Genomic DNA, 22,819 nt, shown 5'->3' with positions numbered 1-22,819 from the left:
TTCAATTTCAAGGGCGCGACCAGAAGGTCAGCGCCCTTTCATTTCACGTCACCTTGCTCGCTTAGGGTCGTTTTCGCTGACGTTGCCAAGACATTAGCGTCAACGAACTAGTCATTGGGTACCTAGTTATTGGGTGAAAAAAGGGGACGCTGCGGATTGGTTCCGCGGCGCCCCCTTTGCGTTGGCGTGTCGGTTATGCCTTACAGCTCGTAGAGCGTGGTGAACTTGTCCTGCAGGTAGCTGCAGTAGTAGCGGGCATCGAACGCCATGCCGCAGGCGCCCTTGATGAGCTCCGGCGCGTCCTTGGCGCGGCCCCACTGCCAAATGCGCTCGCCCAGCCAGGCGCGGACGGGCGCCAGGTCGCCGCTCGCACAGGCGCCGTTAAGGTCGACACCGTCGCGGCACATGGCCGGCACAAACATGGCATCGTAGGCACTGCCCAGCGCATACGTAGGGAAGTAGCCAAACGAGCCGCCGCTCCAGTGCGTATCCTGCAGGCAACCACGCGTGTCGTCGGGAACGGAAATGCCCAGGTACTCGTTCATAAAGCGATTCCAAAGCGCGGGGATGTCCTTGGCCGTGGCCTCGCCGGCAAACAGCATGCGCTCGATCTCGTAGCGCACCATAACGTGCAGCGGATAGGTGAGCTCGTCGGCCTCGGTGCGGATCAGCGAAGGCTGCGCGATGTTCACGGCGTGGTAGAGCGTGTCCTCGTCGACGTCGCCGTAGACCTCGGGTGCGTGGCGGCGCAGCACCTCGAGCAGCGGTCCCATAAAGGCGCGGCTGCGACCCACGGTGTTCTCGAAAAAGCGGCTCTGGCTCTCGTGGATGCCCATGGAGGTGCCACCCTCCAGGCACGTGCGCGCATAGGCGGGGTTCACGCCCAGCTCGTACATGGCGTGACCTGCCTCATGGATGATGCTGAAGACGTTGGAGATACAGTCGTTCTCGTAGATGTGCGTCGCGATGCGCGCATCGCCCACGGCAAAGCCCTCGCTAAACGGATGCTCGGTAAAGGCAAGCGTGGTGTCGTCCAGGTTCAGGCCGACGAGCTTCATGAGGTCGAAGCTCATGGCGCGCTGGGCGGCCTCGGGCACGCGGGCGTGCAAAAAGTCGGCAGCGGGCTGCTGGCCGCGCTCGCCGATGGCGTGCACGAGCGGCACGACCGTCGCCTTGACCTCATCGCAAAACGCATCGAAGCTCTTGGCGGAAAGGCCGCGCTCGTACTGGTCGAGCCAAACATCGTATGGGTCGCGCTTGGGGTCCATGAGCTCGGCCTGATGCTTAAGTTGGGCGACGATTCTATCCACATAGGGCTCAAAGCTCGCCCAGTCATTGGCCGTCTTGGCTTTGTGCCACACGGCATCGGCCTCGCAGGTGAGCCTGGTCCAGGCCTCGGCCTCCTCGGTGGGGATGACGCTTGCCTCGCGCTGGTCACGGCCGAGCACGCGGATCTCGTCGAGCAGCTGCGGGTCGTTGATCTTGCCGCCGACGACGGTCTCGCGCGTCAGCGAGCGTACGAGCTCAACGGACTTTTCGCTGGTCAGGAGCTTATGGTGCTCGCCGGCAAGGGTGCCCATGGCATCGGCGCGCGCTGCGGCGCCGTTGGCGGGGGCAATGGTCGCGCCGTCAAACTCGGCAATCTTGAGCAGGTACTCGCGGGTCCACAGCTTGCCCTCGAGCTTGCGGAATTTTTTGACGGTCTTATCGACCTTCATGCCTTTGGGCGTCTTGCCCGCTGCGGGCTCTGCCTTCTTATCGTGTTTCTTTCCCATACCATATCCTTGATCTCGCGAGCCGAGCGCCACAGATGGGCGCACGGCCAGTTTGCACAGCTACCTGCCTTGTACCCAGCACGAACAAAACGGAACGCGGCGATACGCTCACACAATGTGGTATCCTATAGCCCAATGCGTTGACGGAGAGGGTTTTGCCCGCCGCGTCGCCGGCAAGAGAGGGAAGGTCATGGGCTGCAAGCCTTCCTGCGGTGGCAAGGGCCAAGCGTTCACTCCCGAGCAGCGACCTCAACGGGCGCGCGGCCAGCGGCGGCGATGTCCCAGTAGGGAAGCCGTGAGCCTCGCGACAAGGGGCAAAGAGTGGGCGCGGCGGGCCAGACATCCGCCGGGTCAAACAAGGTGGTACCGCGGAATTCAACCGTCCTTGGGCAATGCACATGCCCGAGGGCGGTTTTTTTGTTACCGAACCGGGCCGCGTTTTCGCAACGTCAGACGGCGGCAGCCGCCTCGGCAAGCGGGGAGCGCGAGAGACGAAAGGGAAGACATGAGTCTGATTGATGATCTGGTCAAACTCGAGGAAGAGGCCAAGGAGCTCGTCGCAGGTGCCGACGACGCCGCCAAGCTCGAGGCTGCGCGCGTTGAGCTGCTCGGTCGCAAGGGCCGTATCACCGGCCTGATGCGTATGATGGGCAAGCTCGCCCCCGAGGATCGTCCCATGATGGGCAAACGCGCCAACGAGATGCGCCAGCTGATCGAGGGCATGCTCGACGAGCGCACCACCGAGATGAAGGCCGCCGCCCTCAAGCACGCACTCGAGCACGAGGCCGTCGACATCACGCTGCCGGGCATCCGTCCGCAGATCGGTCACCAGCACCTGATCAAGCAGATCATCGAGGAGGCCGAGGACATCTTCTGCGGCATCGGCTACACCGTCGAGTCCGGCCCTATGGTCGATACCTCCTACTACAACTTCACCGCGCTCAACGCGCCCATGGATCACCCGAGCCGCTCGGCTCGCGACACGTTCTATGTGGTCGACAACAACCCCGGCAGCGTCGCGCATCCCGAGGCTCACGCTCACGGCGAGTCCGACGTGCTGCTGCGCACCCAGACCTCGGGCGTGCAGATCCACACCATGGAGTCGCAAAAGCCGCCCATCTACATGATCTGCCCGGGCACCGTCTACCGTCCCGACACGGCCGACGCCTGCCACCTGCCGCAGTTCAATCAGATCGAGGGCCTGGTCGTCGACGAGGGTATCACCTTTGGCGATCTTAAGGGCACGCTCGACTACTTTGTTAAGTGCATGTTTGGCGAGGACCGCAAGACGCGCTACCGCCCGCACTTCTTCCCCTTTACCGAGCCGAGCTGCGAGGTGGACGTGAGCTGCCACGTGTGCGGCGGCAAGGGCTGCAACTTCTGCAAGCACAGCGGCTGGATTGAGATCCTGGGCTGCGGCATGGTCGACCCCAACGTTCTGATCAACTGCGGCATCGACCCCGAGAAGTACACCGGCTTCGCCTTTGGTATTGGCGCCGAGCGCGTCGCGGCACTGCGCTACGACTTGCCTGACCTTAGAACTCTCATGACTGGCGATATGCGCTTCTTGAATCAGTTCTAGGCTGCGGCTTGCCCAAGCACGACACCTCGGCGCTCATTCGTCGCTTGCGTACCAAAGTACGCGGCGCTCCTCTTTCGGGCCGATCTGCCGCACTTGGACAACCCTCGCTTTGTAAGGAATGTTCACAAAGTTGAAGTTTCCACCTGCATCTCTTCGCAGGCTTTCAGTATGAAAGGAGAGCTAGATGCGTGTTTCTTACGACTGGCTCAAGACCATGATCGATATTCCGGAGGATCCCAAGACCCTTTCGGACGAATATATCCGTACCGGCACCGAGGTCGAGGCGATCGACACCGTGGGCGAGTCCTTCGACCACGTGGTGACCGCCAAGGTGCTCACCAAGATCCCGCACCCCGATAGCGACCACATGTATGTGTGCTCGGTCGACGTGGGCGACAAGAATCTCGACGCCGACGGCAATCCCGCTCCGCTGCAGATCGTCTGCGGCGCGCAGAACTTCGAGGCCGGCGACCACATCGTCACGGCCATGATTGGCGCCGTGCTTCCCGGCGACGTCAAGATCAAGAAGAGCAAGCTTCGCGGCGTCGTGTCCATGGGCATGAACTGCTCCGCGCGCGAGCTCGGCCTGGGTGGCGACCACTCCGGCATTATGATCCTGCCCGAGGATACGCCCTGCGGCATGCCGTTTGCCGAGTATGTGGGCTCGAGCGACACCGTGCTCGACTGCGAGATTACGCCCAACCGCCCCGACTGCCTGTCCATGATCGGCATGGCCCGCGAGACCGGCGCCATCTTCGACCGCGATTTCCACGTTGAGCTGCCCGCCATCAAGGTCGAGACCGGCCGCGCGACCGACGACGAGCTTTCCGTCGAGATCGCCGACGAGGGCCTGTGCGACCGCTACGTTGCCCGCATCGTGCGCAACGTCAAGGTCGGCCCGTCGCCAGACTGGATGGTCAAGCGCCTCAACGCCCTAGGCGTGCGCCCGCACAACAACATCGTCGACATCACCAACTACGTGATGATGCTCACCGGTCAGCCGCTGCACGCCTTTGACCTGGACACCTTTGCCGAGCGCGATGGCCACCGTCGTGTGGTGGTTCGTGCCGCCCAGCAGGACGAGAAGTTCACGACGCTCGACGGCGAGGAGCGCGTGCTCGACGCCGGCATGGGCCTCATCACCGACGGCGAGCGCCCCGTGGCGTTGGCCGGCGTTATGGGTGGCATGGATTCCGAGATCGAGGACGATACCGTTGACGTGATGGTCGAGAGCGCCTGCTTCAACGCCGGCCGCACCTCGCACACCAGCCGCGACCTTTCGCTGATCTCCGACGCCTCCATTCGCTTTGAGCGCCAGGTTGACGAGACCGGCTGCGTGGATGTTGCCAACGTTACCTGCGCGCTGATTGAGGAGATCGCCGGCGGCGAGGTCGCTCCCGGCTATGTGGACGTGTTCCCCGCGCCCAAGACCATCGACAGCATCAAGCTGCGCCTGGCCCGCGTGCACGCCATCTGCGGTGCCGACATCGAGTCCGACTTTATCGAGCGCTCGCTCACCCGCCTGGGCTGCACCGTCGAGCGCGACGGCGAGGACTTTATGGTCACGCCGCCGAGCTTCCGTCCCGACCTGCCGCGTGAGATCGACCTGATCGAGGAGGTCTTGCGCTTATGGGGCATGGGCCGCGTGACGGCGACCATTCCGGCTGCCAAGAACCACATCGGCGGTCTGACCCGCGAGCAGAAGCTCACTCGTAAGGTCGGCGAGATCCTGCGCGCCTGCGGCCTCAACGAGACCACGACTTTTGGCTTTGCCGCCCCGGGCGACCTGGAGAAGATCGGTATGTCCACCGAGGGTCGCGGTTGCCCCGTGGTGCTCATGAACCCGCTGGTAGCCGAGCAGACCGAGATGCGCCGCTCGCTGTTGCCAGGCCTGTTGCAGTCTGTGGCCTACAACGAGGCCCACGGCACGCCCAACGTGCATCTGTACGAGGTCGGCAGCTTGTTCCACGGTCGCGAGAACGCCAGCCTGCCCAAGGAGACCAAGTCCGTGGCGGGCGTGCTCTCGGGCCAGTGGAGCGAGCGGTCCTGGAACATGAAGTACCGTAAGCTGCGCTTCTTCTTTGGCAAGGGCATTGTCGAGGAGCTGCTTGCTCAGCTGCGCATCGAGAAGGTTCGCTTCCGTCCCGTCGAGGGCGAGGGCTATGCCTTCCTGCAGCCGGGTCGTGCGGCTGAGGTTCTGTCCGGCGGCACCGTGCTGGGCTGGGTTGGCGAGATCCACCCCAAGGCGCGCGAGGCCATGGGCATCGACGAGGTCGTCGTTGCCTTTGAGCTCGACTTGGACAAGCTGATCAAGGGCGCCCGCAACCAGGAGAACTACCGCGAGTTCTCGCAGTACCCGGCCGTTGAGCACGACCTTGCTATCGTGGTCGACAACACTGTGACCTGCGAGGATCTTGAGCGCCGTATTACCAGCGCCGGAGGCAAGCTGCTCGAGGGCGTGCGCCTGTTCGACGTCTACCGCGATCCCGTCCGTATCGGTGCGGGCAAGAAGTCCATGGCCTTTGCGCTTACGTATCGCTCCGACGACCACACGCTCACCAGCGAAGAGGTCGAAAAAGCGCACCAGAAGATCGTCACCAAGGTGTGCAAGGGCGTAAACGGCGAGGTCCGCGGCTAGGTCCTGCGCTGGGGTATGGGTCAGCGGTGGCTGCTGCCGAGTCCTACGTGACTGCTGTGCCCGGTATAAGGCACCGTTGAGCCTGCATATATGACACGCGCATTACATAACGGCGTGCTGCTTTGTCGGCAGTGCGCCGTTTTGCTATGATAGCCCGCGGCGTGTTACGAATCTGACATTACGTAACACTGGAAAGGTGATTCAAGCGGCGTTGCAATTCCGTGCGCCGATAACCGGGAGGCGTACATGCACATTCCAGATAATTATCTGTCCCCGCAGACCGATGCCGTTATGGCGGTGGCGATGGTGCCCGTTTGGATCCACTGCATCAAGAAGGTGCGCGCCACGCTCGATCGCGAGCACATGGCGTTCCTGGGCATCTGCGCCGCGTTCTCCTTCCTGCTCATGATGTTCAACGTGCCGCTGCCTGGCGGCACCACAGGCCACGCCGTTGGTGGCGCACTCATCGCGCTGCTGCTGGGCCCCGAGGCCGCGGCTATCGCGGTTTCGGTCGCGCTGGCGCTGCAAGCGCTGCTGTTTGGCGACGGCGGCATCCTGTCCTTTGGCGCTAACTGCTTTAACATGGCCTTCGTGTTGCCGTTTGCCGCAGCCATCGTGTTCCGCGCGCTTAACAGCCGTTTGCACGACAAGAGCTGGGGCACCTCGGTTTCGGCCATCGTAAGCGGCTGGGTCGGCCTGTGCCTGGCGGCCCTGTGCGCAGCAATCGAGTTTGGTATTCAGCCGATGCTTTTCACGAATGCTTCGGGCGCTCCGCTGTACTGCCCCTTCCCGCTGTCCATTGCCATTCCGGCCATGATGATCCCGCATATGTTGGCAGCCGGCGTGGTCGAGGGCGTGGCGACTGCCGCGATCTACGGCTTTATCAAGAAGACGGCGCCGAGCGTTATCGTCGGCCCCGAGGCCGCCGATGGACAGCTTGCTGCCGAGGGCGCTGCTGCCAAGAAGACCTCGCTGGTCCCCACGCTCATCTTGGTTGCCGTGCTTGTCGTGGCCACGCCGCTGGGCCTGCTGGCCACGGGTGACGCCTGGGGTGAGTGGGACGCCGAGGGCGCCGCGACCGCCGTTCAGGAGGTTGGCGACGACAGCCTGCAGGCTTCGGTCGGTCTCGACACCCCGACCTTTGCCGATGCGCTGCCTACGGGTGATTACCTGCAGGCCTATTCCGAGGAGCAGGGTCTCGGCTTTGCCGGTCAGGCTGCCATGTATATCCTGTCCGGCGTGATTGGCGTGGCGGTGCTCACCATCGCATTCCGTCTGATCTCGCTGACGGTCAAGGAAAGCGGTGCTCATGGCGATGGTCGAGCTGCCTAGCTGGCTTGCGGTCGAGCAGCGTTACGAGCCCACGGGCGCTCGTCATCGCGTGATGCAAAAGAACGTCCTGCACCTGGCGAGCCTGCTTGAGCGGGTTCGCCTGGGCGGGGGCGCGCACGAGGGCGGGTCGATGGTCGACCGCGCCCTTTCTTGCGTTTCGGCTCCGGTGCGCCTGGTGGGGATGTTCTTTTGCGTCCTGTGCGTGTGTCTGACGCAGAGCCCGCTGTACATCATGTTGATGGCGGCTATCGCGCTGGTGCTCGTTGCCGTGCGCCCTGTACGCGGGCTGCGCGCGACCTTTGTGCCGGCGTTGGCTGCCGCGGGGTTTGCCGTGGTTCTGGCACTGCCTGCCCTGCTGCTGGGCGCTTCTGCCGCGGGTGCCATGCTCAAAATTGCGCTTAAGACGTTCATTAACGTGTCGCTCGTGCTGGGTGTTTCGTGGACCCTCACGTGGAGCCGCATGTCGGCGGCGCTCAAGATGCTGCATCTACCCGACGAAGTTATCTTTACGTTTGATATGGCGCTCAAGCACATCGAGGTGCTGGGTCGTACGGCGCACGATCTGTGCGAATCGGTCATGCTGCGCAGCGTTGGCCGTGCGCCCGAGGGATTTTCGCGTACCGATTCGATCGCGGGTATCATGGGCATGACCTTTATCAAGGCGATGAAATGCAGCCGCGCGATGGACGAGGCTATGCTTTGCCGCGGCTTTGCCGGTGCGTATCCGGCTCCCGCGCGCGCCAGGTTTGGCTGGCGCGATGCGGCCTATGCGGCCGGCGTGGCGCTGCTGACAGTGTTGTGCGCCGTGCTGTAGGCGCTGCTGGTTCCGACTGGGGATGCAAATGGGGAAGGGCGACGTTTTGGCAAACGATACAAATGACGCGATGGGCGCGAGCGGTGCTGTTGGCGCCGAGGCAACGCCGCTCATCGAGTTTCGCGACGTGGTGTTTTCCTATGCGGGCCATACGGTGGTCGACGGCGTTTCGCTGCGCGTGGACCGTGGTGAACTCGTTGCCCTGCTCGGTCCCAACGGCTGCGGCAAGACGACGATTATGCGTCTTATTAACGGCCTTGAACTCGTGGATGCAGGGGCATACCTGTTTGACGGGCACGTGATCGATGAGGCGTTTCTAAAGGATTCCGCGGCCGCTCAGCGTTTTCATCAGCGCGTAGGTTTTGTGTTTCAGAATGCCGATGCTCAGCTGTTCTGCGCTACGGTGGGCGAGGAAGTTGCTTTTGGTCCCGCGCAGATGGGGCTGCCGGCAGACGAGCTCGAGCGCCGCGTGCGCGATGCCATGGGGCTGTTCCAGGTTGCCGACCTTGCCGACGCCTCTCCCTATCAGCTCTCGGGCGGGCAAAAGAAGCGCGTTGCGCTGGCTGCGGTGGTGTCGATGAACCCGGATATCTTGGTCCTCGACGAGCCTACCAATGGGCTCGACGAGGATTCATGCGACATTGTGGTCAACTTCTTGCTGGCCTACGTCGCGGCGGGTAAGACGGTCTTGATGAGCACACATCACCAGGATTTGGTGCGACGCCTGGGTGCCCGTGCAATCTATATCGATCGATATCACCATGTGATCGAGGCGCCTTCGCCGTCGTATGGAACCGAAAGCGGTGCTACGGACTAGTTGCTGCGTAGAGCGTGCGTAGCCGCCCGCGCGGCTTTGCCGTGATGGTATAGTTATCCAGGTTTTTTATGGGGGTGGCTATGCCAAGCTGGAACATTCATATCGCTCAGACGGAGCGTTTGCTGGAGCGCACCGGTGCGCTTGCCAATAGCGTGCGCGACCGCAATGCCTTTTTGTTTGGCTGCGTGGTTCCGGATATCTTCGTGGGCTATATGGTCCCTGGCATCGCCGATCCCATCCCGTACCGCATTACGCACTTTGCAAAGCCCGAGCCTATCCCTAAGCCTCGTGAGCATGAGTTCTGGGATACCTATGTGGCACCGTTGCTTAAAAGTTCGCCCACCGGTGCGCCAGCCGCGGCCACCTCGATTGTCGATGAGCGCGAGCGACTGAATCGCGTGCACTATCCCCAGCGCTACAGGGATGCCGAGCCGGTTGCCGGTCCCGGCGCCTGTGAGTTCTCGCTTGCATCCGAAGATGTGGCGCAGTCGTTGCTCGATTTGACACTGGGTGTCTGGTCGCATCTGGTGGCCGATACCGTATGGAATACGCGCGTGAATCAGTACCTGGAGGCGCACGGCGGCAAGCCGTGCGAGGAGTTCCGCATTAAAAAGCAAGGCGACTTTGACTGGTTTGGCAAGACGCTCGGCATTGTTTCGATTCCGCGCGCGACCGATCGCCTGTATACTGCGGCGACGCGTTTTGGGCAGTATCCCATCCATAAGGAGTATGTGCTCAAGACCATCGGCGTTATGCACGAGATCGTGCGCGAAAACCCCGGCGAGCCCGACCATCCGCCATACCGCCTGCTGACCGAGAAATTCTTCGACGCAACGTTTACCGAGGTCATCGAGCTGACCGAGGCGGGTTTTGCCGCCCGTGTCGAATCGCCCGATGTGCCTGCGCTGCCCCTGATTGCTAGCTGCTAGCTGGCCGGCCCGGCAGTGAATAGCTCAACCCAATCGACAAGTAGCTCTTGCCGTAAGGTATCTTCGGCAATGCGCTCCTGTTTGGTCTTTGGGATGTGGGGAAGCCCGGCCTTTTTATGGATGAGCTCGGCTATGTGGTCGAAGCTCTTCTTCTCCTTGATCTGGTCATAGGTAATTTGGATGACGTCGTAGCCCATGCTTGTGAGTGCGGTGGCGCGCTCGGCATCGGAGAGGCTCGCGGCTTCGCTGTCGTGGGCAGAGCGGCCTTGGCATTCCAGAATGACGCCCATGCTGTCGGTGGCGCTTTCGATGAGGATATCGGCGTAGCAGCAGGTTTTGTCATACAGCGAACGTGCGGCTTCACTGAGCGGGATGCGCGCGTTGTTGGCGATCTCGATGCCCTGGCCGCCCTCGTCGCGGGGGAGCGAGATAAGCATGGAGGTCTGTACTTCGAAGGGCGAGGCGGCCTGCCCCGTCATGTGCTCGGCCGCCCAGCGCAGTTGTTTGACGCCGCGCAGGCCTGCGGCTTGCTTGGCGAACGCGGCGATATCCGTTGCGGTAAGAAGCGGCGTGCGCTTCCACAAGTTGGTGTCATTGCCCTTGGTGTCGTTAACTCGCTCCCAGCCGCAGTTGGGTGGAATGAACTTAAGCGAAATAGCTTCATCGAGTTGTTGTTGCGTTCGCTCGCAGGGCTTAAACACTGCAAAGGAGCCGCACATCTCGTAGCACGCCATGAGTAACTGGTTGCGTGAGACCTGCGTGGCAAGGCTGAGCAGCGTGAACTCCGGTGACGTGACATCAAACCCATGTTCAGTCTGCCTAAACGACCCCGGAGGTGGTTCTTGGGTCAAGAGGTGCGATTTAAACAGGCTTCGCGACCCGGATTGTGCCCGAGTGAATACAAGCCTGTGAAGTGGTGCGTGAAGCAGGTCTTTTACAACTGCATGACTTCCGAGGCCACAACATCTGCGATCCATATTGCCAAGGCTAATGGCGGGGTAAAGGCCTAATACCTGCGGCGGGATGCGGTAGTAGTTAAAGGCGGATTGCCCACAAAGCGTCAGGTCCATAATGCCCTCCTGGCCGAAATCATCTCTTTGAAGCGAGTGATGCCAGCGTCAATCCGGAAGTATGCGGCAAAATCTGAACCCTATGAGCGGACCTGGCTTTTGAGGCTAGTTTATCAGGCATTTTGTTGCGAAAAAACAGGGTGTGCTCGGAGGTTCCAAAATTTGCCGCATACTTCCGAAAACCAGGTCGATTTGGTTCTTGCTAAAACGATTTATCAGCCCTGTGTGAGGTGTGGGTTTGCCACCGGGCGAACACTTTTAGCGCTTGGGGCTTTATTTTTTGGGCCTCGAAGGGTGGATTTCGCGCTTTTGGTAAAGAAATGAGTGCGTGTTTTGCCGTGCGGCGGCATTGGCACAGAAAAAGGGCCCGGAAGGCGAAGCCTTCCGGGCCCTTTGCAATGCAAGTATGCTTGCAAGTGCGTTTTAGCGCACCTGAGCGACGTAAGCGACGTTGGTCGAGGAGACCTTGTCCTCGAGCTGGACGCTCATGCGGGGATCGCCGGCGGTAGCGACGGTCAGGTCGCCGGCCTCGACGTAGCCGAGCTCCTTAGCGGTCTCGATCGCCTTGACGATCGTGCCGTTGACGGTGCCCTGGGTAATCTCGGCCTGATGCGGGATAACGCCCCAGTACATGATCATCTGCTGGACGGCCCACTCGTGGCGGGAGAACGCGCAGATCGGCATGTTGGGACGGAAGTGCGAAATCAGGCGAGCGGTACGACCGGTGGTCGTCGGCACGGTGATGCACTTGGCGCCAACGGTGGTGGCCATGTTCACAGCGGACATACCCACAACGTTGTTAACAACGCGGGTGCCATGAGCGTCGGCCGGAACCTCGAGCGGAGCGTGGGCCGGGAGGTACTTCTCGGTCTCGAGAGCAATGCTGGCCTGCATCTTGACGGCCTCGACCGGGTACTTACCGGCAGCGGACTCGCCAGAGAGCATAACGGCGTCGGTGCCGTCGTAGATGGCGTTAGCAACGTCGGCAACCTCGGCGCGCGTCGGGCGCGGGTTCTGCTGCATGGAGTCGAGCATCTGCGTAGCGGTGATAACGGGCTTGTAGGCCGCGTTGCACTTGGCGATGATCTCCTTCTGGATGTGCGGAACGAGCTCGGGCTTGATCTCGATGCCCAGGTCGCCACGGGCGACCATGATGCCGTCGGAAGCCTCGAGAATCTCGTCGAAGTTCTCGACGCCCAGGGCGCACTCGATCTTCGGGAAGATCGTCACGTGCTCGCCGCCGTTCTCGCGGCAAAGCTCGCGGATGCCGCGGACGGACTCGCCGTCACGGATGAAGGAAGCGGCGATGTAGTCGATGTTCTCGGTCAGGCCAAAGAGGATGTCCTGACGATCGCGCTCGGTGATGGCGGGCAGCGAGATGTTGACGTTGGGCATGTTGACGCCCTTGCGCTCGCCGATCAGGCCGTCGTTCTTAACGACGCAGGTCATGTCCTGGCCGTCGACGGACTCGACCTCGAGGGCAACCAGACCGTCATCGATCAGGATAAGGGAGCCCTTCTCGACCTCGGAGGGCAGAGCCAGGTAGTCGAGGGAGATGTGCTCAGAGGTGCCGTGGAAATCTTCGGACGTGGGCTGAGCGGTGACGACGATCTTGTCGCCGGTCTTGACGGCAACCTTCTTGCCGTCGACCAAAAGGCCGGTGCGGACCTCGGGGCCCTTGGTGTCGAGCAGGATGCCGACGGGCATGCCGAGCTCCTTGGAAATACGACGGACGCGCTCGATGCGACCGTGGTGCTCGTCGTAGGATCCGTGCGAGAAGTTAAAACGGGCGACGTTCATGCCCGCCTTGATCATCTCGCGGATGGTCTCGTCGCTATCGCAGGCGGGACCCATGGTGCATACAATCTTGGTGCGCTTGTACATTCAGACCTCCATCTGACATCGTCTTGCGCTGATAGATAAACCATAAGAAATTAAACTGAGATGATTATAACGAAATGCCGACCGAATACCTCAAAAAATCGACCGTATGCCGAATTAGAAGTTCATTTTTTGCGGTAAAAACGGTATATGAAAAATCTTTACCAACCGTTCTGACCGCTGCTATCTGGGCGATATTTCAGTTTGATGATGCACCGAAGAAAAAACGTTTTATCAATGTTGAGCATCACACGGTCTGCATCGTTGCACTCGAGCCGTGTTTCCAATTGGAATGTTTTGGCTAGACGCGCCGCTTTGGGGTACCATAGCCCCACTATCAACTGCCGCTCAGCACGGCAGCCTTGATGAGCCCTTGCCCTTCTCCTGGGAATTATGATCGGGCATCAATCTGCTGAGTGGCCCGAATCCCAGGAGGGGACTCTATATGCAAAAGGAATACCTGTCCGCCGCGGCGGAGGTACTCAGCGACCAAGGTGTCGATGAGAACCTCGGCCTGAGCAACGACGAGGCGTCGTCGCGCCTCGCCAAGACAGGCCCTAACAAGCTCGAGGAAGCCGAGAAGACGCCGCTGTGGAAGCGTTTCTTTGAGCAGATGGCCGACCCCATGGTCATCATGCTGATCGTTGCCGCCATCATCAGCGCGCTCACGGGCATGGTTAAGGGCGAGGCGGACTTTGCCGATGTCGCCATCATCATGTTCGTCGTTATCGTCAACTCGGTACTGGGCGTGGTCCAGGAAGCCAAGAGCGAAGAGGCCCTCGAGGCCCTGCAGGAGATGAGCGCGGCGCAGTCCAAGGTGCTGCGCGACGGCAAGCTCGTGCACCTGCCGAGCGCCGAGCTCGTGCCCGGCGATGTGATCATGCTCGAGGCGGGCGACTCCGTCCCGGCCGACTGCCGTGTGCTCGAGAGCGCCACGATGAAGATCGAGGAGGCCGCCCTTACCGGCGAGTCCGTGCCCGTCGAGAAGCATGCCAACGTCATTGAGCTCGCCGCCGGCACCGACGACGTGCCGCTCGGCGACCGCAAGAACATGTGCTACATGGGTTCCACCGTGGTATACGGCCGCGGTCGCGCCGTCGTGGTCGGCACCGGTATGAACACCGAGATGGGCAAGATCGCCGGCGCCCTGGCCGAGGCCAAGGAAGAGCTCACGCCGCTGCAGGTGAAGCTCGCCGAGCTCAGCCGCATCCTCACCATCATGGTTATCGTCATCTGCGTCGTCATCTTTGGCGTCGACATCATCCGCCACGGCGTGGGCAACGTTCTCACCGATCCGACCGCGCTGCTCGACACCTTTATGGTCGCTGTCTCGCTTGCCGTCGCCGCCATCCCCGAGGGCCTGGTTGCCGTCGTGACCATCGTGCTGTCGCTCGGCGTGACCAAGATGGCCAAGCGTCAGGCGATTATCCGCAAGCTCTCTGCCGTCGAGACCCTTGGCTGCACGCAGACCATCTGCTCCGACAAGACCGGTACCCTCACCCAGAACAAGATGACCGTCGTCAAGCACGAGCTCGCTGCGCCTAAGGAGAAGTTCCTGGCCGGCATGGCTCTGTGCTCCGACGCCCAGTGGGACGAGGAGCTGGGCGAGGCCGTGGGTGAGCCGACCGAGTGTGCGCTCGTCAACGATGCCGGCAAGGCTGGCCTCACTGGCCTGACTGCCGAGCATCCGCGCGTGGGCGAGGCCCCGTTTGACTCGGGCCGCAAGATGATGTCCGTGGTCGTCGAGACCCTGGACGGCGAGTATGAGCAGTACACCAAGGGCGCGCCCGACGTGGTGATCGGCCTGTGCACCCATATCTACGAGGGCGACAAGGTCGTTCCGCTGACCGAGGAGCGTCGCGCCGAGCTCGTGGCCGCCAACAAGGCCATGGCCGACGAGGCCCTGCGCGTGCTGGCGCTGGCAAGCCGCACCTACACCGAGGTCCCGGCCGACTGCAGCCCCGCTGCGCTCGAGCACGACCTGGTCTTCTGCGGCCTGTCCGGCATGATTGACCCGGTCCGCCCCGAGGTCGCCGACGCCATCCGCGAGGCCCACGATGCCGGTATCCGCACCGTCATGATTACGGGCGACCACATCGACACCGCCGTGGCCATCGCCAAGCAGCTGGGTATCGTCACCGATCGCAGCCAGGCCATCACGGGCGCCGACCTCGACCGCATGAGCGACGAGGAACTCGACGCGCACATCGAGGACTACGGCGTGTACGCCCGCGTTCAGCCCGAGCACAAGACCCGCATCGTCGAGGCTTGGAAGTCGCGCGACCAGATCGTGGCCATGACGGGCGACGGCGTCAACGACGCCCCGTCCATCAAGCGCGCCGACATCGGCGTTGGCATGGGCATCACCGGTACCGACGTCACCAAGAACGTCGCCGACATGGTGCTTGCCGATGACAACTTCGCCACCATCATCGGTGCCTGCGAAGAGGGCCGTCGCATCTACGACAACATCCGCAAGGTCATCCAGTTCCTGCTTTCGGCAAACCTTGCCGAGGTCTTCTCGGTGTTTATCGCCACGCTCATCGGCTTTACCATCTTCCAGCCGGTGCAGCTGCTGTGGGTGAACCTGGTTACCGACTGTTTCCCCGCGCTCGCGCTGGGCATGGAGGACGCCGAGGGCGACATTATGAAGCGCAAGCCGCGCAACGCTAAGGACGGTGTCTTCGCCGGACATATGGGTCTGGACTGCGTGGTCCAGGGTCTGATCATCACCGCGCTGGTGCTGGCGAGCTTCTTTGTGGGCGTGTACTTTGACATGGGCTACATTCACATCGCTGATATGATCGCCGGCAATGCCGACGAGGAAGGCGTGATGATGGCGTTCATCACGCTCAACATGGTCGAGATTTTCCACTGCTTCAATATGCGCAGCCGTCGTGCGTCGCTGTTCACCATGAAGAAGCAGAACAAGTGGCTGTGGGCTTCCGCTGCGCTGGCGCTGGTGCTGACGGTGATCGTGACCGTACAGCCGACGCTTGCCGAGATGTTCTTTGGCCCTGTGACGCTTGAGCTCAAGGGCGTTCTTGCCGCGCTGGGCCTGGCCTTCCTGATCATCCCGCTGATGGAGATCTACAAGGCGATCATGCGCGCTGTGGAGAAAGAGTAGCGTACTCGTCCGGGCCCGCCCCACGCCCTTTCTCCCTCACTGGTCCTCGCGCTTCGCGCTGCGGGATCGTTCGGGAGAAAGGGCTTCCGGGGCGGGCCCTGCGGTATCCTTGTTGGCTTTTCTCCCGTGCGGATGAAAAGGGCTGAGGGAAAGTTTGTGAGCTGGTCGGGCTTTGCCCGGCCAGCTCTTTTTGATTTAAAATACCTGCTCAGTTGTGATTTTGGCTGCTGGGAGGCGTTTGTGGCTAAGGCTAAGGCTAAAGCGAAGAAAAAGACGACGGGGGCGCGGGCTAAGCGCGATCGTCGTCGGAAGCTTGCGACCGAGGCCCCCGCGTCTGCCGAGGAGTTGTTGGCGAGCGTACCGGGGCTCGATGCGCTGCAGGATGTCCCGGCGTTTGATGATCTGCCGGTCGATGAAGCCCAGCAGACTGCCTTTGATGATTTCTGCGCACATGCCGAGGAGCCCGAGCAGATGCGGCTGGGTGCCGTTATTCGCCTGGATCGCGGGTTTCCGCTGGTGGCGACTGCCGACGATACCTTCCGCGCCGAGCATGCCGTGGGGTTTGCCAAGTCGCGCGGCGAGGACGAGGTCCTGCTGCCTGCCGTGGGCGACCGTGTGGCGGTGCGCCGCGCTCCCGGGCACGATATGGGCGTGATTGAGTGCGTGCTGCCGCGCCGTACGAGCTTTGAGCGTTGGCGCGGCCGTGCCCGTGGAGAGCGCCAGGTGCTCTGCTCCAACGTGGATAGCGTGCTAATCGTGCAGGCGCTCGGTGCCGGTGAGGTGCTGCTCGACCGCGTGGCGCGCTCGCTGGTGTTGGCGCTTGACTGCGATGCCGAGCCGGTGGTGGTGCTTACCAAAGCTGACCGCTGCGATGCCGAGGAGCTCGAGCGCGATCTGGACCGCGTGCGCCGCCTGGTGGGTCCGGACGTGCGCGTGATCGTGACGTCCTCTGCCGAGGGCCGCGGCCTGGACGAGGTCCGTGCCTGCGTGCCTGCCGGGAGCTGCGCCATGATTCTGGGCGAGTCGGGTGCCGGCAAGTCGACGCTGCTCAATGCGCTGCTGGGCCACGATACGTTGGCGACCGGCGGTGTGCGCGAACGCGACGACCAGGGCCGTCACACTACCGTCGCGCGCGTGATGGTGGCGCTGCCGGGCGACGCCGGCGTGATCGCCGATGCCCCGGGCCTGCGCAGTCTACCGCTCGTGGGTCACGAGCGGGGTCTGGCGCGCGCCTTCCCCGAGATTGTCGAGGCATCGCGCGCGTGCCGGTTTGGCGATTGCACACATACCCATGAGCCGGGCTGCGCCGTTCGCGAGGCCGAGGACGCCGGGCAGATCGACAGCCTGCGGCTGGAAACGTTCCAAAACCTGGCGTCATCCATGCGCGTGAGCGCTCAAATACTCGATCCCGATGTCCATCTGTAATTGATTTTTCCTATGACAGCCGTCTCCCAACTGTTCGGGAGACGGCTTTTTTGCTGCGGAAAAGCCTCGAAACATGCAGTTTGCTGACGTGCTGACCAAAACCTTGCCACGAGCTTGACGGGCTGGTCAGCTTTTGGTCAGCGATTGGTTTGACATCGAAAACCAAGATCGCGATTGCGCCGCTTTGCACTCTGACCACCCAGACAATGGTGGTACGGGCATTCGCCCGGCACTGCCATGAGAGGAGCGGCCGTGAACAAGAGCAAGCGCATCGCCATCAGTCTGGTCGCGGGCGTGCTCGCTGCTCTGCTCTGCATGGTTTACGGCTCGTCGATCCGCTCGCAAGCCGAACAGGTCCAGGCTGAGACCTTGGCCAAGTACGGTGGCGATCGCGTCGAGGTATGCGTCGCGGCGCGCGATATCGATGTGGGCGAGACCCTCGATGAGACCAATGTCATAACCCAGGAATGGCTGACGAGTTTGCTGCCGCGTGACGCGGCGACCGAGCTGCGCCAGGTACGCGGCGACGTGACGACTTCACGTATTCCCAAAAACGCCGTGATCTGCAATGTCTACACCAAGGCCGAGAGCCACAAGCTCGAGGTGCCTAAGGGCAAGGTCGCCGTTTCGGTGGCGGTCGATGCCGAGCACTCGGTCGGCGGTGCCACGGGCGTGGGCAGCTATGTGGACGTGTACGTGCAAAAAGATGGCGTAACCGATCGACTGTGCGGCGCGCACGTGATCGATACCAGTGAGAATTCCGGTGCCACGCGCGAGGGCAAGATCGAATGGGTGACGCTGGCGGCTGACCCCGAAGACGTCAAGGAACTGCTGGGAGCCTCGGGCAAGGGAACGGTCAGCTTGACGATTCCCGCCACGGCGCGCGGCAAAAAGAGCGGAGGCGACGAGTGATGAAGGCGATCTGGCTTGCGTGCTGCGCGTGCGGCGATTACGGGCTGTTGCAGCAGGAAGTCGAGGGCCGTGATGCGGGTGCACAGGTGCTTCGCGTGGGTGACCTGGACGGGCTGGTTTCCATGGCGCGGGCGTTTCCGTCGCGCCGCGGGGCTGCCATCATCGCGGCGTCTCTGTTTGATATCGAAGATGTGCGCAAGACTGTTGCGCGCCTGACGGCCGAAGGCCGCGTGAGTCGCGTGGTCGTGTTGATAGAAGCGCTCGATCCGTCGGATATCGAGGGACTGTTTCGCGCGGGGGCGACCGAGGTCATCGCTGCGCACAGTATATGCGGCAACGGGCGCGCGGGCGAGGGAGCGGTTGATTCCGATCGGCGCATGACGATTGAGCCCGATGCTTTTGTTGATAGGGAACCCGGGGCGCCTCGCGCTACAAGAGGCCCGCGTGTTGATGATTATGGAAAAGCGGAAGCCGAGCATGGTCGGCGCCCCCGGAACCCCCTTGTATACGATGACGCTGGAGGGCCGGCACAGCATGCTGGCGACTCCCCGGCTGTAGATATGGGATACGTGCACGGCGTGAATCTGGCGGATGAACTCGACGAAGTTGAGGGCTTTGCCGGGTGCGGCGAGTTGTCGCTGATGCAGCATGAGCAGATTGCACAGAACGAGCCTGCCTTGCAGACCGAACAAGCTGCCATGCCGGCTTGGACGCAGCGTGTGGTTGCGGCGGGGGAGACGGGGACGCTGTCGCCGACGCCCGCCCCGCCGCCTCCGATGCCGCCGGCAGACGCTGCCGCTCCGCAGCATCGAGCTCCGGTCATCTGCGCCATTTCGGGTTCGGGCGGTTGCGGCAAGTCGACGATCGTTGCCACCATGGCACACACATCGTCGCTGTTGGGCTTGCGTGCCGCCGTGCTCGACCTGGACCTGATGTTTGGAAACCTTTACGACTTGTTAGGCGTCGATGCTCCGCGCGATATGGCGGCACTTATCGAGCCGGCGGCGGGCGCGCTCACCGAGCCGGATATCGTAGCCACATCGATGCGCGTGGCGCCAGGCGTTACGCTCTGGGGTCCCGTTGCGGCGCCCGAGCAAGCCGAGCTCATGGCACGTCCGGTGGAGCTACTGCTTGATGTTTTGCGTCGCGAATCCGACGTAGTCTTTATCGATACCTCGGTCTTTTGGGGCGACGCCGTGGCGGCTGCGGTGGCGGCGAGCGACCGCTGCCTGATCGTTGGCGATGCTGCGGTGTCGTCCGCGACATCGGCGTCGCGCGTCATTGAACTGGCAAGTCGAGTAGGTGTGCCGCGCACGCGCATGAGCGCCGTGTTCAACCGGTTCGGTGCGCGCGGGGCAGACGAGGACGTCGCCATGCGCTTTGAGATTGCCTGTGCGTTGAGCTCCAAGATTCGTATCGCCGATGGCGGGCAGGATCTCGCCGCGCTCATGGCGTTTGGGCGCGCTGATGAGGCAGTGGGGCAGACCAGCGCTTTTGCGACCAGCGTGCGCGAGGCCACGCGCGAGATGCTCGTGGAACTGGGGTGCGCCGTCGGCCCTTGGAGCGATATGGTCGCCGACCGTGCAACGCGCACCGAACGCCCGCGTATCCGCCTTCCCTGGTCGCGCGAGGGTGATCAGCGATGAGCCTGCAAACGAGGATTAAGGCTGCCGGCGCTGCAGCGGGGGCAGCGCCTGTAGATGCGGGGCGTCGCCGCGCGGTGAAACGACGCACCAAGTGCGCCGTGATGGACCGCATGGGTTACGACGAAGTGGCGCGTATCAGCGCCTATATCGACCCGGCACTTGCCCGCTCGGAATTGCGTCCCGCGGTGGAGGCGGCGCTCAATGTTGAGGAACCGACCGATCTCGCGACGACCGAGCGCGAGACCATCATCGACGAGATTTTGGATGACGTAGTGGGCCTGGGGCCGTTGCAGCCGCTCATCGAGGACGACACCGTTACCGAGATCATGATCAACGGCTGCCGCTCGGCTTTCTTTGAACGCGGCGGCGTCTTGCACCCCATCGAGCATGCGTTTGAGGATGATGAACAGATCCGTGTGCTTATCGACCGCATCATCTCGCCACTTGGCCGCCGTATCGACGAGCGCAGCCCCATCGTCAACGCCCGCCTCAAAACGGGCTATCGCGTCAACGCGGTGATTCCGCCTGTGGCGATTGACGGACCGATTCTCACCATCCGAAAGTTCTCGGACCGCATCTGCTCGCTGGACGAGCTTGTGGGGCTGGGGTCGCTGCCGCTTTGGTATGCGCAGCTGTTGTCGTGCGCGGTGTCGCTGCGACAGGACCTGGCGGTTGCGGGAGGCACGGGATCTGGTAAGACCACCCTGCTCAACGCGTTGTCATGTGAGATTTCCACCGGCGAGCGCATCGTGACGATCGAGGACTCTGCCGAGCTCAAGTTTGCGCATCATCCGCACGTGGTGCGTCTAGAGGCGCGCGAGGCTTCAATTGAGGGCGAGGGCGCGGTGACGATCCGCGACCTGGTGACCAATGCCCTGCGCATGCGCCCCGACCGCATCGTGGTGGGCGAGGTGCGCGGTGCCGAGTGCTGCGACATGTTGCAGGCCATGAACACGGGCCACGACGGGTCGCTCACCACGCTTCATGCGGGTTCCGAGCAGGAGACCGTGGTGCGTCTGACGTTGCTTGCACGTTATGGCATCGATCTGCCGAGCGAGCTCATCGAAGAGCAGATTGCCATGGCGCTCGACGGCATCGTGATGTCCGAGCGCCACGCCGATGGCAGGCGCTTCGTCTCCTCGTATTCGGGGGTGCGTCGCGCCGCGTCGGGCGGCGTAGAGCTCGAGCGCTATGTGACTTTCGATGCCGCCGAGCGCACCTGGACGCTTGACCGCGAGCCGCCGTTTATCGCAGAAGGCCTGCGGTCGGGGACGCTCACACAAGAGGAGGTGGACGAATGGAGGTCGCTGTGCCCCTCGTCGTAGGGGGTTTGGCAGGGTTTTCTGTCGCGACGGCGTGCGGGGCGGAACCTCGTGTGCCGCAGGTGCCGCCGGCGGAGCTGGCGCGTCAGGCGTTCGAGACGGTGGCAGAGAAGCTGCCGCGTGAGTTGGTGGAAAACGATCTGCTGAAAAAGATTGCCCGTTCGTGGGCATCGCTGGCTCCGGCGCGTCGCCTTGGCCTCGTGATCGAAGATGCTTCGGGGCGTTTGGCGTTTCTGCTGCTATCGAGCGGTGTCTGCTGCGTTTTGCTAACGATGGTGTCGTTATCGCCCCTCGGGTTTGCCTTGGGACTTGTTGCTCCGATTGCCGCTGGCGCCGCTCGGGATGGCTTTGAGAGCCGGCGCGAGCAACACGATGCAGAAGAGGCCATGCCCGAGGCGTTTACCGCACTTTCCATGTCGCTTGCCTCGGGACATTCGCTGGCCCAGGGCATGCGCTTTGTGGGCGCTCATGCGCAAGAACCGGTGCATACCGAGTTTTTGCGGGTAGCGGCGGCGATCGATTGCGGCATCTCGGCGACCGACGCGCTCGATGACTTGCTCGTGCGCATCGACGCCCCCGGCCTTTCGCTTGTGACCTTGGCGCTTAAGGTGTCTCAGCGCACCGGTGCTCCGCTTGCCGACTTACTGTCCGAGGCGTCGAGCATGGTGGGGGAGCGCATTGAGCTCAAGCGCCGCCTGGATGTTAAGACGTCGCAGGCTCGCATGTCTGCGCATATGGTCGCGGCGATGCCGGCGGGCATGTGCGCGGTGTTGGCGCTGCTTTCGGCAGATTTTCGTCGCGGTCTTGCGACGCCTGCCGGTGCGGGCGCTGTGGTGCTGGGTCTAGCCCTCAACGTCGTTGCCCTGGTGGTTATCCGGCGCATTATGCGGGTGGAGCTATGAGCGCCCTGGTTGCAGTTGTGGCTTGCCTGTGTGCCCTGAGTGTATTTGTCGCGACGGGTTTGGATCGGGCGGATGCGCGCAAGATCGCAGGGGCCTGCAAGCGCGAGGCGGTGCTGGTCGCTGCCGCGGGTCGCTCGGTGGTCGATGCCCTGACCGCGCGAGTGAAGGGCGCGGTTGGAGCGGGCGGCCCGGCGCGAGTGTCGCTCGGCGAAGTGTCCGAGATGATCGATGTTGTGCGCTTGGGTCTTTCGGCCGGCCTTTCGTTTGATGCGGCGCTTGAGATTTTCTGCGCCAACCGCCGGTCAGTGCTGGCTCTTCGCCTTGAGCGGGCCTGCATGGCGTGGCAGGTGGGCGTGGGCACGCGTGAGGACGAGTTGTTGGCCGCCGCGCGCGACCTGGACGTGCGAGCGCTCGAGACCTTTGCCATTACGGTGGGGCAGGCACTCGCCCTGGGTGCCCCACTTGCCGAGACACTGGCCGCTCAAAGTCGCGAGATCCGTGCGGCTCATCGCGCCGCGGTCGAGCGCGAGATTGAGCGTGCGCCCGTCAAGCTGCTGATTCCCACCGGCACGCTCATCTTGCCGGCGTTGCTTCTGTCCATATTGGGCCCGCTGCTGGGAGCAGGCGGGATGATGTAGGGAGGAATA

At 62.6% G+C, this 22,819-nt stretch carries 16 protein-coding genes; 13 read left to right on the top strand and 3 right to left on the bottom strand.

Annotated elements, in window-relative coordinates:
• Positions 1-200: 200 nt before the first annotated feature.
• Entirely contained in the window at positions 201-1,775 is a 1,575-nt protein-coding gene (locus PGW49_RS07505) for a carboxypeptidase M32 (RefSeq protein ID WP_270226122.1), read from the bottom strand.
• 505 nt (positions 1,776-2,280) lie between these two features.
• Here PGW49_RS07505 and pheS point away from each other — a divergent pair.
• The 6 genes from pheS to PGW49_RS07475 all read left to right on the top strand — a co-directional run bounded on the left by pheS (position 2,281) and on the right by PGW49_RS07475 (position 9,887).
• Entirely contained in the window at positions 2,281-3,357 is a 1,077-nt protein-coding gene (pheS, locus tag PGW49_RS07500) for a phenylalanine--tRNA ligase subunit alpha (RefSeq protein WP_035136801.1), read from the top strand.
• Between the two features lie 184 nt (positions 3,358-3,541).
• Positions 3,542-5,995, top strand: a complete 2,454-nt coding sequence (pheT, locus tag PGW49_RS07495) for a phenylalanine--tRNA ligase subunit beta (RefSeq protein ID WP_195543801.1) — start codon at positions 3,542-3,544, stop codon at positions 5,993-5,995.
• 246 nt (positions 5,996-6,241) lie between these two features.
• Positions 6,242-7,327, top strand: coding sequence for a cobalt transporter CbiM (gene cbiM, locus PGW49_RS07490; protein WP_270226120.1), 1,086 nt, complete (start codon positions 6,242-6,244; stop codon positions 7,325-7,327).
• Positions 7,305-8,141 (top strand): energy-coupling factor transporter transmembrane component T family protein, encoded by an 837-nt coding sequence (locus PGW49_RS07485; RefSeq protein WP_270226119.1) that lies wholly within the window; start codon positions 7,305-7,307, stop codon positions 8,139-8,141. Before cbiM ends, PGW49_RS07485 begins: the two co-directional genes overlap by 23 nt.
• A gap of 46 nt (positions 8,142-8,187) precedes the next feature.
• Positions 8,188-8,958, top strand: coding sequence for an energy-coupling factor ABC transporter ATP-binding protein (locus PGW49_RS07480; RefSeq protein WP_229090555.1), 771 nt, complete (start codon positions 8,188-8,190; stop codon positions 8,956-8,958).
• An 80-nt stretch (positions 8,959-9,038) separates the two neighbouring features.
• Positions 9,039-9,887: a hypothetical protein gene (locus PGW49_RS07475; protein ID WP_270226116.1), complete on the top strand. Its 849-nt coding sequence runs from the start codon at positions 9,039-9,041 to the stop codon at positions 9,885-9,887.
• Here the strand turns inward: PGW49_RS07475 and PGW49_RS07470 are convergent.
• Positions 9,884-10,957, bottom strand: a complete 1,074-nt coding sequence (locus PGW49_RS07470; protein WP_195621171.1) for a PDDEXK family nuclease — start codon at positions 10,955-10,957, stop codon at positions 9,884-9,886. The two genes, PGW49_RS07475 and PGW49_RS07470, sit on opposite strands and share 4 nt — an antisense overlap.
• 423 nt (positions 10,958-11,380) lie before the next feature.
• The gene (gene pyk, locus PGW49_RS07465; RefSeq protein ID WP_195363281.1) at positions 11,381-12,841 is read right to left on the bottom strand and encodes a pyruvate kinase; all 1,461 of its coding nucleotides are present in this window, start codon (positions 12,839-12,841) and stop codon (positions 11,381-11,383) included.
• A 442-nt stretch (positions 12,842-13,283) separates the two neighbouring features.
• On the opposite strand from pyk, the gene PGW49_RS07460 reads away from it, so the two are divergent.
• The 7 genes from PGW49_RS07460 (at position 13,284) to PGW49_RS07430 (ending at position 22,810) form a co-directional block, all read left to right on the top strand.
• Positions 13,284-15,965, top strand: a complete 2,682-nt coding sequence (locus tag PGW49_RS07460) for a cation-translocating P-type ATPase (protein WP_270226115.1) — start codon at positions 13,284-13,286, stop codon at positions 15,963-15,965.
• Between the two features lie 471 nt (positions 15,966-16,436).
• On the top strand, positions 16,437-17,390 hold the full coding sequence (rsgA, locus tag PGW49_RS07455) for a ribosome small subunit-dependent GTPase A (protein WP_195503935.1): 954 nt from the start codon (positions 16,437-16,439) through the stop codon (positions 17,388-17,390).
• Positions 17,391-17,642: 252 nt separating this feature from the next.
• Positions 17,643-18,302 carry a Flp pilus assembly protein CpaB gene (gene cpaB / locus PGW49_RS07450; protein WP_227790272.1) on the top strand — a complete coding sequence of 220 codons (660 nt, stop codon included), beginning with the start codon at positions 17,643-17,645 and terminating at the stop codon, positions 18,300-18,302.
• Positions 18,302-19,948 carry a nucleotide-binding protein gene (locus tag PGW49_RS07445; RefSeq protein ID WP_270226112.1) on the top strand — a complete coding sequence of 549 codons (1,647 nt, stop codon included), beginning with the start codon at positions 18,302-18,304 and terminating at the stop codon, positions 19,946-19,948. The genes cpaB and PGW49_RS07445 overlap by 1 nt, the downstream gene beginning before the upstream one ends.
• Positions 19,945-21,273 (top strand): CpaF family protein, encoded by a 1,329-nt coding sequence (locus PGW49_RS07440; protein ID WP_138113966.1) that lies wholly within the window; start codon positions 19,945-19,947, stop codon positions 21,271-21,273. The genes PGW49_RS07445 and PGW49_RS07440 overlap by 4 nt, the downstream gene beginning before the upstream one ends.
• Positions 21,246-22,172 (top strand): type II secretion system F family protein, encoded by a 927-nt coding sequence (locus PGW49_RS07435; protein ID WP_138113968.1) that lies wholly within the window; start codon positions 21,246-21,248, stop codon positions 22,170-22,172. The genes PGW49_RS07440 and PGW49_RS07435 overlap by 28 nt, the downstream gene beginning before the upstream one ends.
• Positions 22,169-22,810: a type II secretion system F family protein gene (locus tag PGW49_RS07430; protein WP_117746903.1), complete on the top strand. Its 642-nt coding sequence runs from the start codon at positions 22,169-22,171 to the stop codon at positions 22,808-22,810. Before PGW49_RS07435 ends, PGW49_RS07430 begins: the two co-directional genes overlap by 4 nt.
• The last annotated feature ends 9 nt before the right edge of the window (positions 22,811-22,819 follow it).

Source organism: Collinsella aerofaciens (assembly GCF_027679495.1).
GTDB lineage: Bacteria > Actinomycetota > Coriobacteriia > Coriobacteriales > Coriobacteriaceae > Collinsella > Collinsella aerofaciens_AK.
The sequence above is the reverse complement of the archived record's forward strand: the minus strand, read 5'-3'. Positions and strand labels throughout refer to the sequence as shown.

Excerpts from the sequence above, each read along its gene's own strand:
- PGW49_RS07505 (WP_270226122.1), bottom strand. The coding sequence starts at position 1,775 with ATGGGAAAGAAACACGATAAGAAGGCAGAGCCCGCAGCGGGCAAGACG.
- pheS (WP_035136801.1), top strand. The coding sequence starts at position 2,281 with ATGAGTCTGATTGATGATCTGGTCAAACTCGAGGAAGAGGCCAAGGAG.
- pheT (WP_195543801.1), top strand. The coding sequence starts at position 3,542 with ATGCGTGTTTCTTACGACTGGCTCAAGACCATGATCGATATTCCGGAG.
- cbiM (WP_270226120.1), top strand. The coding sequence starts at position 6,242 with ATGCACATTCCAGATAATTATCTGTCCCCGCAGACCGATGCCGTTATG.
- PGW49_RS07485 (WP_270226119.1), top strand. The coding sequence starts at position 7,305 with ATGGCGATGGTCGAGCTGCCTAGCTGGCTTGCGGTCGAGCAGCGTTAC.
- PGW49_RS07475 (WP_270226116.1), top strand. The coding sequence starts at position 9,039 with ATGCCAAGCTGGAACATTCATATCGCTCAGACGGAGCGTTTGCTGGAG.
- PGW49_RS07470 (WP_195621171.1), bottom strand. The coding sequence starts at position 10,957 with ATGGACCTGACGCTTTGTGGGCAATCCGCCTTTAACTACTACCGCATC.
- pyk (WP_195363281.1), bottom strand. The coding sequence starts at position 12,841 with ATGTACAAGCGCACCAAGATTGTATGCACCATGGGTCCCGCCTGCGAT.
- PGW49_RS07460 (WP_270226115.1), top strand. The coding sequence starts at position 13,284 with ATGCAAAAGGAATACCTGTCCGCCGCGGCGGAGGTACTCAGCGACCAA.
- rsgA (WP_195503935.1), top strand. The coding sequence starts at position 16,437 with ATGCGGCTGGGTGCCGTTATTCGCCTGGATCGCGGGTTTCCGCTGGTG.
- PGW49_RS07445 (WP_270226112.1), top strand. The coding sequence starts at position 18,302 with ATGAAGGCGATCTGGCTTGCGTGCTGCGCGTGCGGCGATTACGGGCTG.
- PGW49_RS07440 (WP_138113966.1), top strand. The coding sequence starts at position 19,945 with ATGAGCCTGCAAACGAGGATTAAGGCTGCCGGCGCTGCAGCGGGGGCA.
- PGW49_RS07435 (WP_138113968.1), top strand. The coding sequence starts at position 21,246 with ATGGAGGTCGCTGTGCCCCTCGTCGTAGGGGGTTTGGCAGGGTTTTCT.
- PGW49_RS07430 (WP_117746903.1), top strand. The coding sequence starts at position 22,169 with ATGAGCGCCCTGGTTGCAGTTGTGGCTTGCCTGTGTGCCCTGAGTGTA.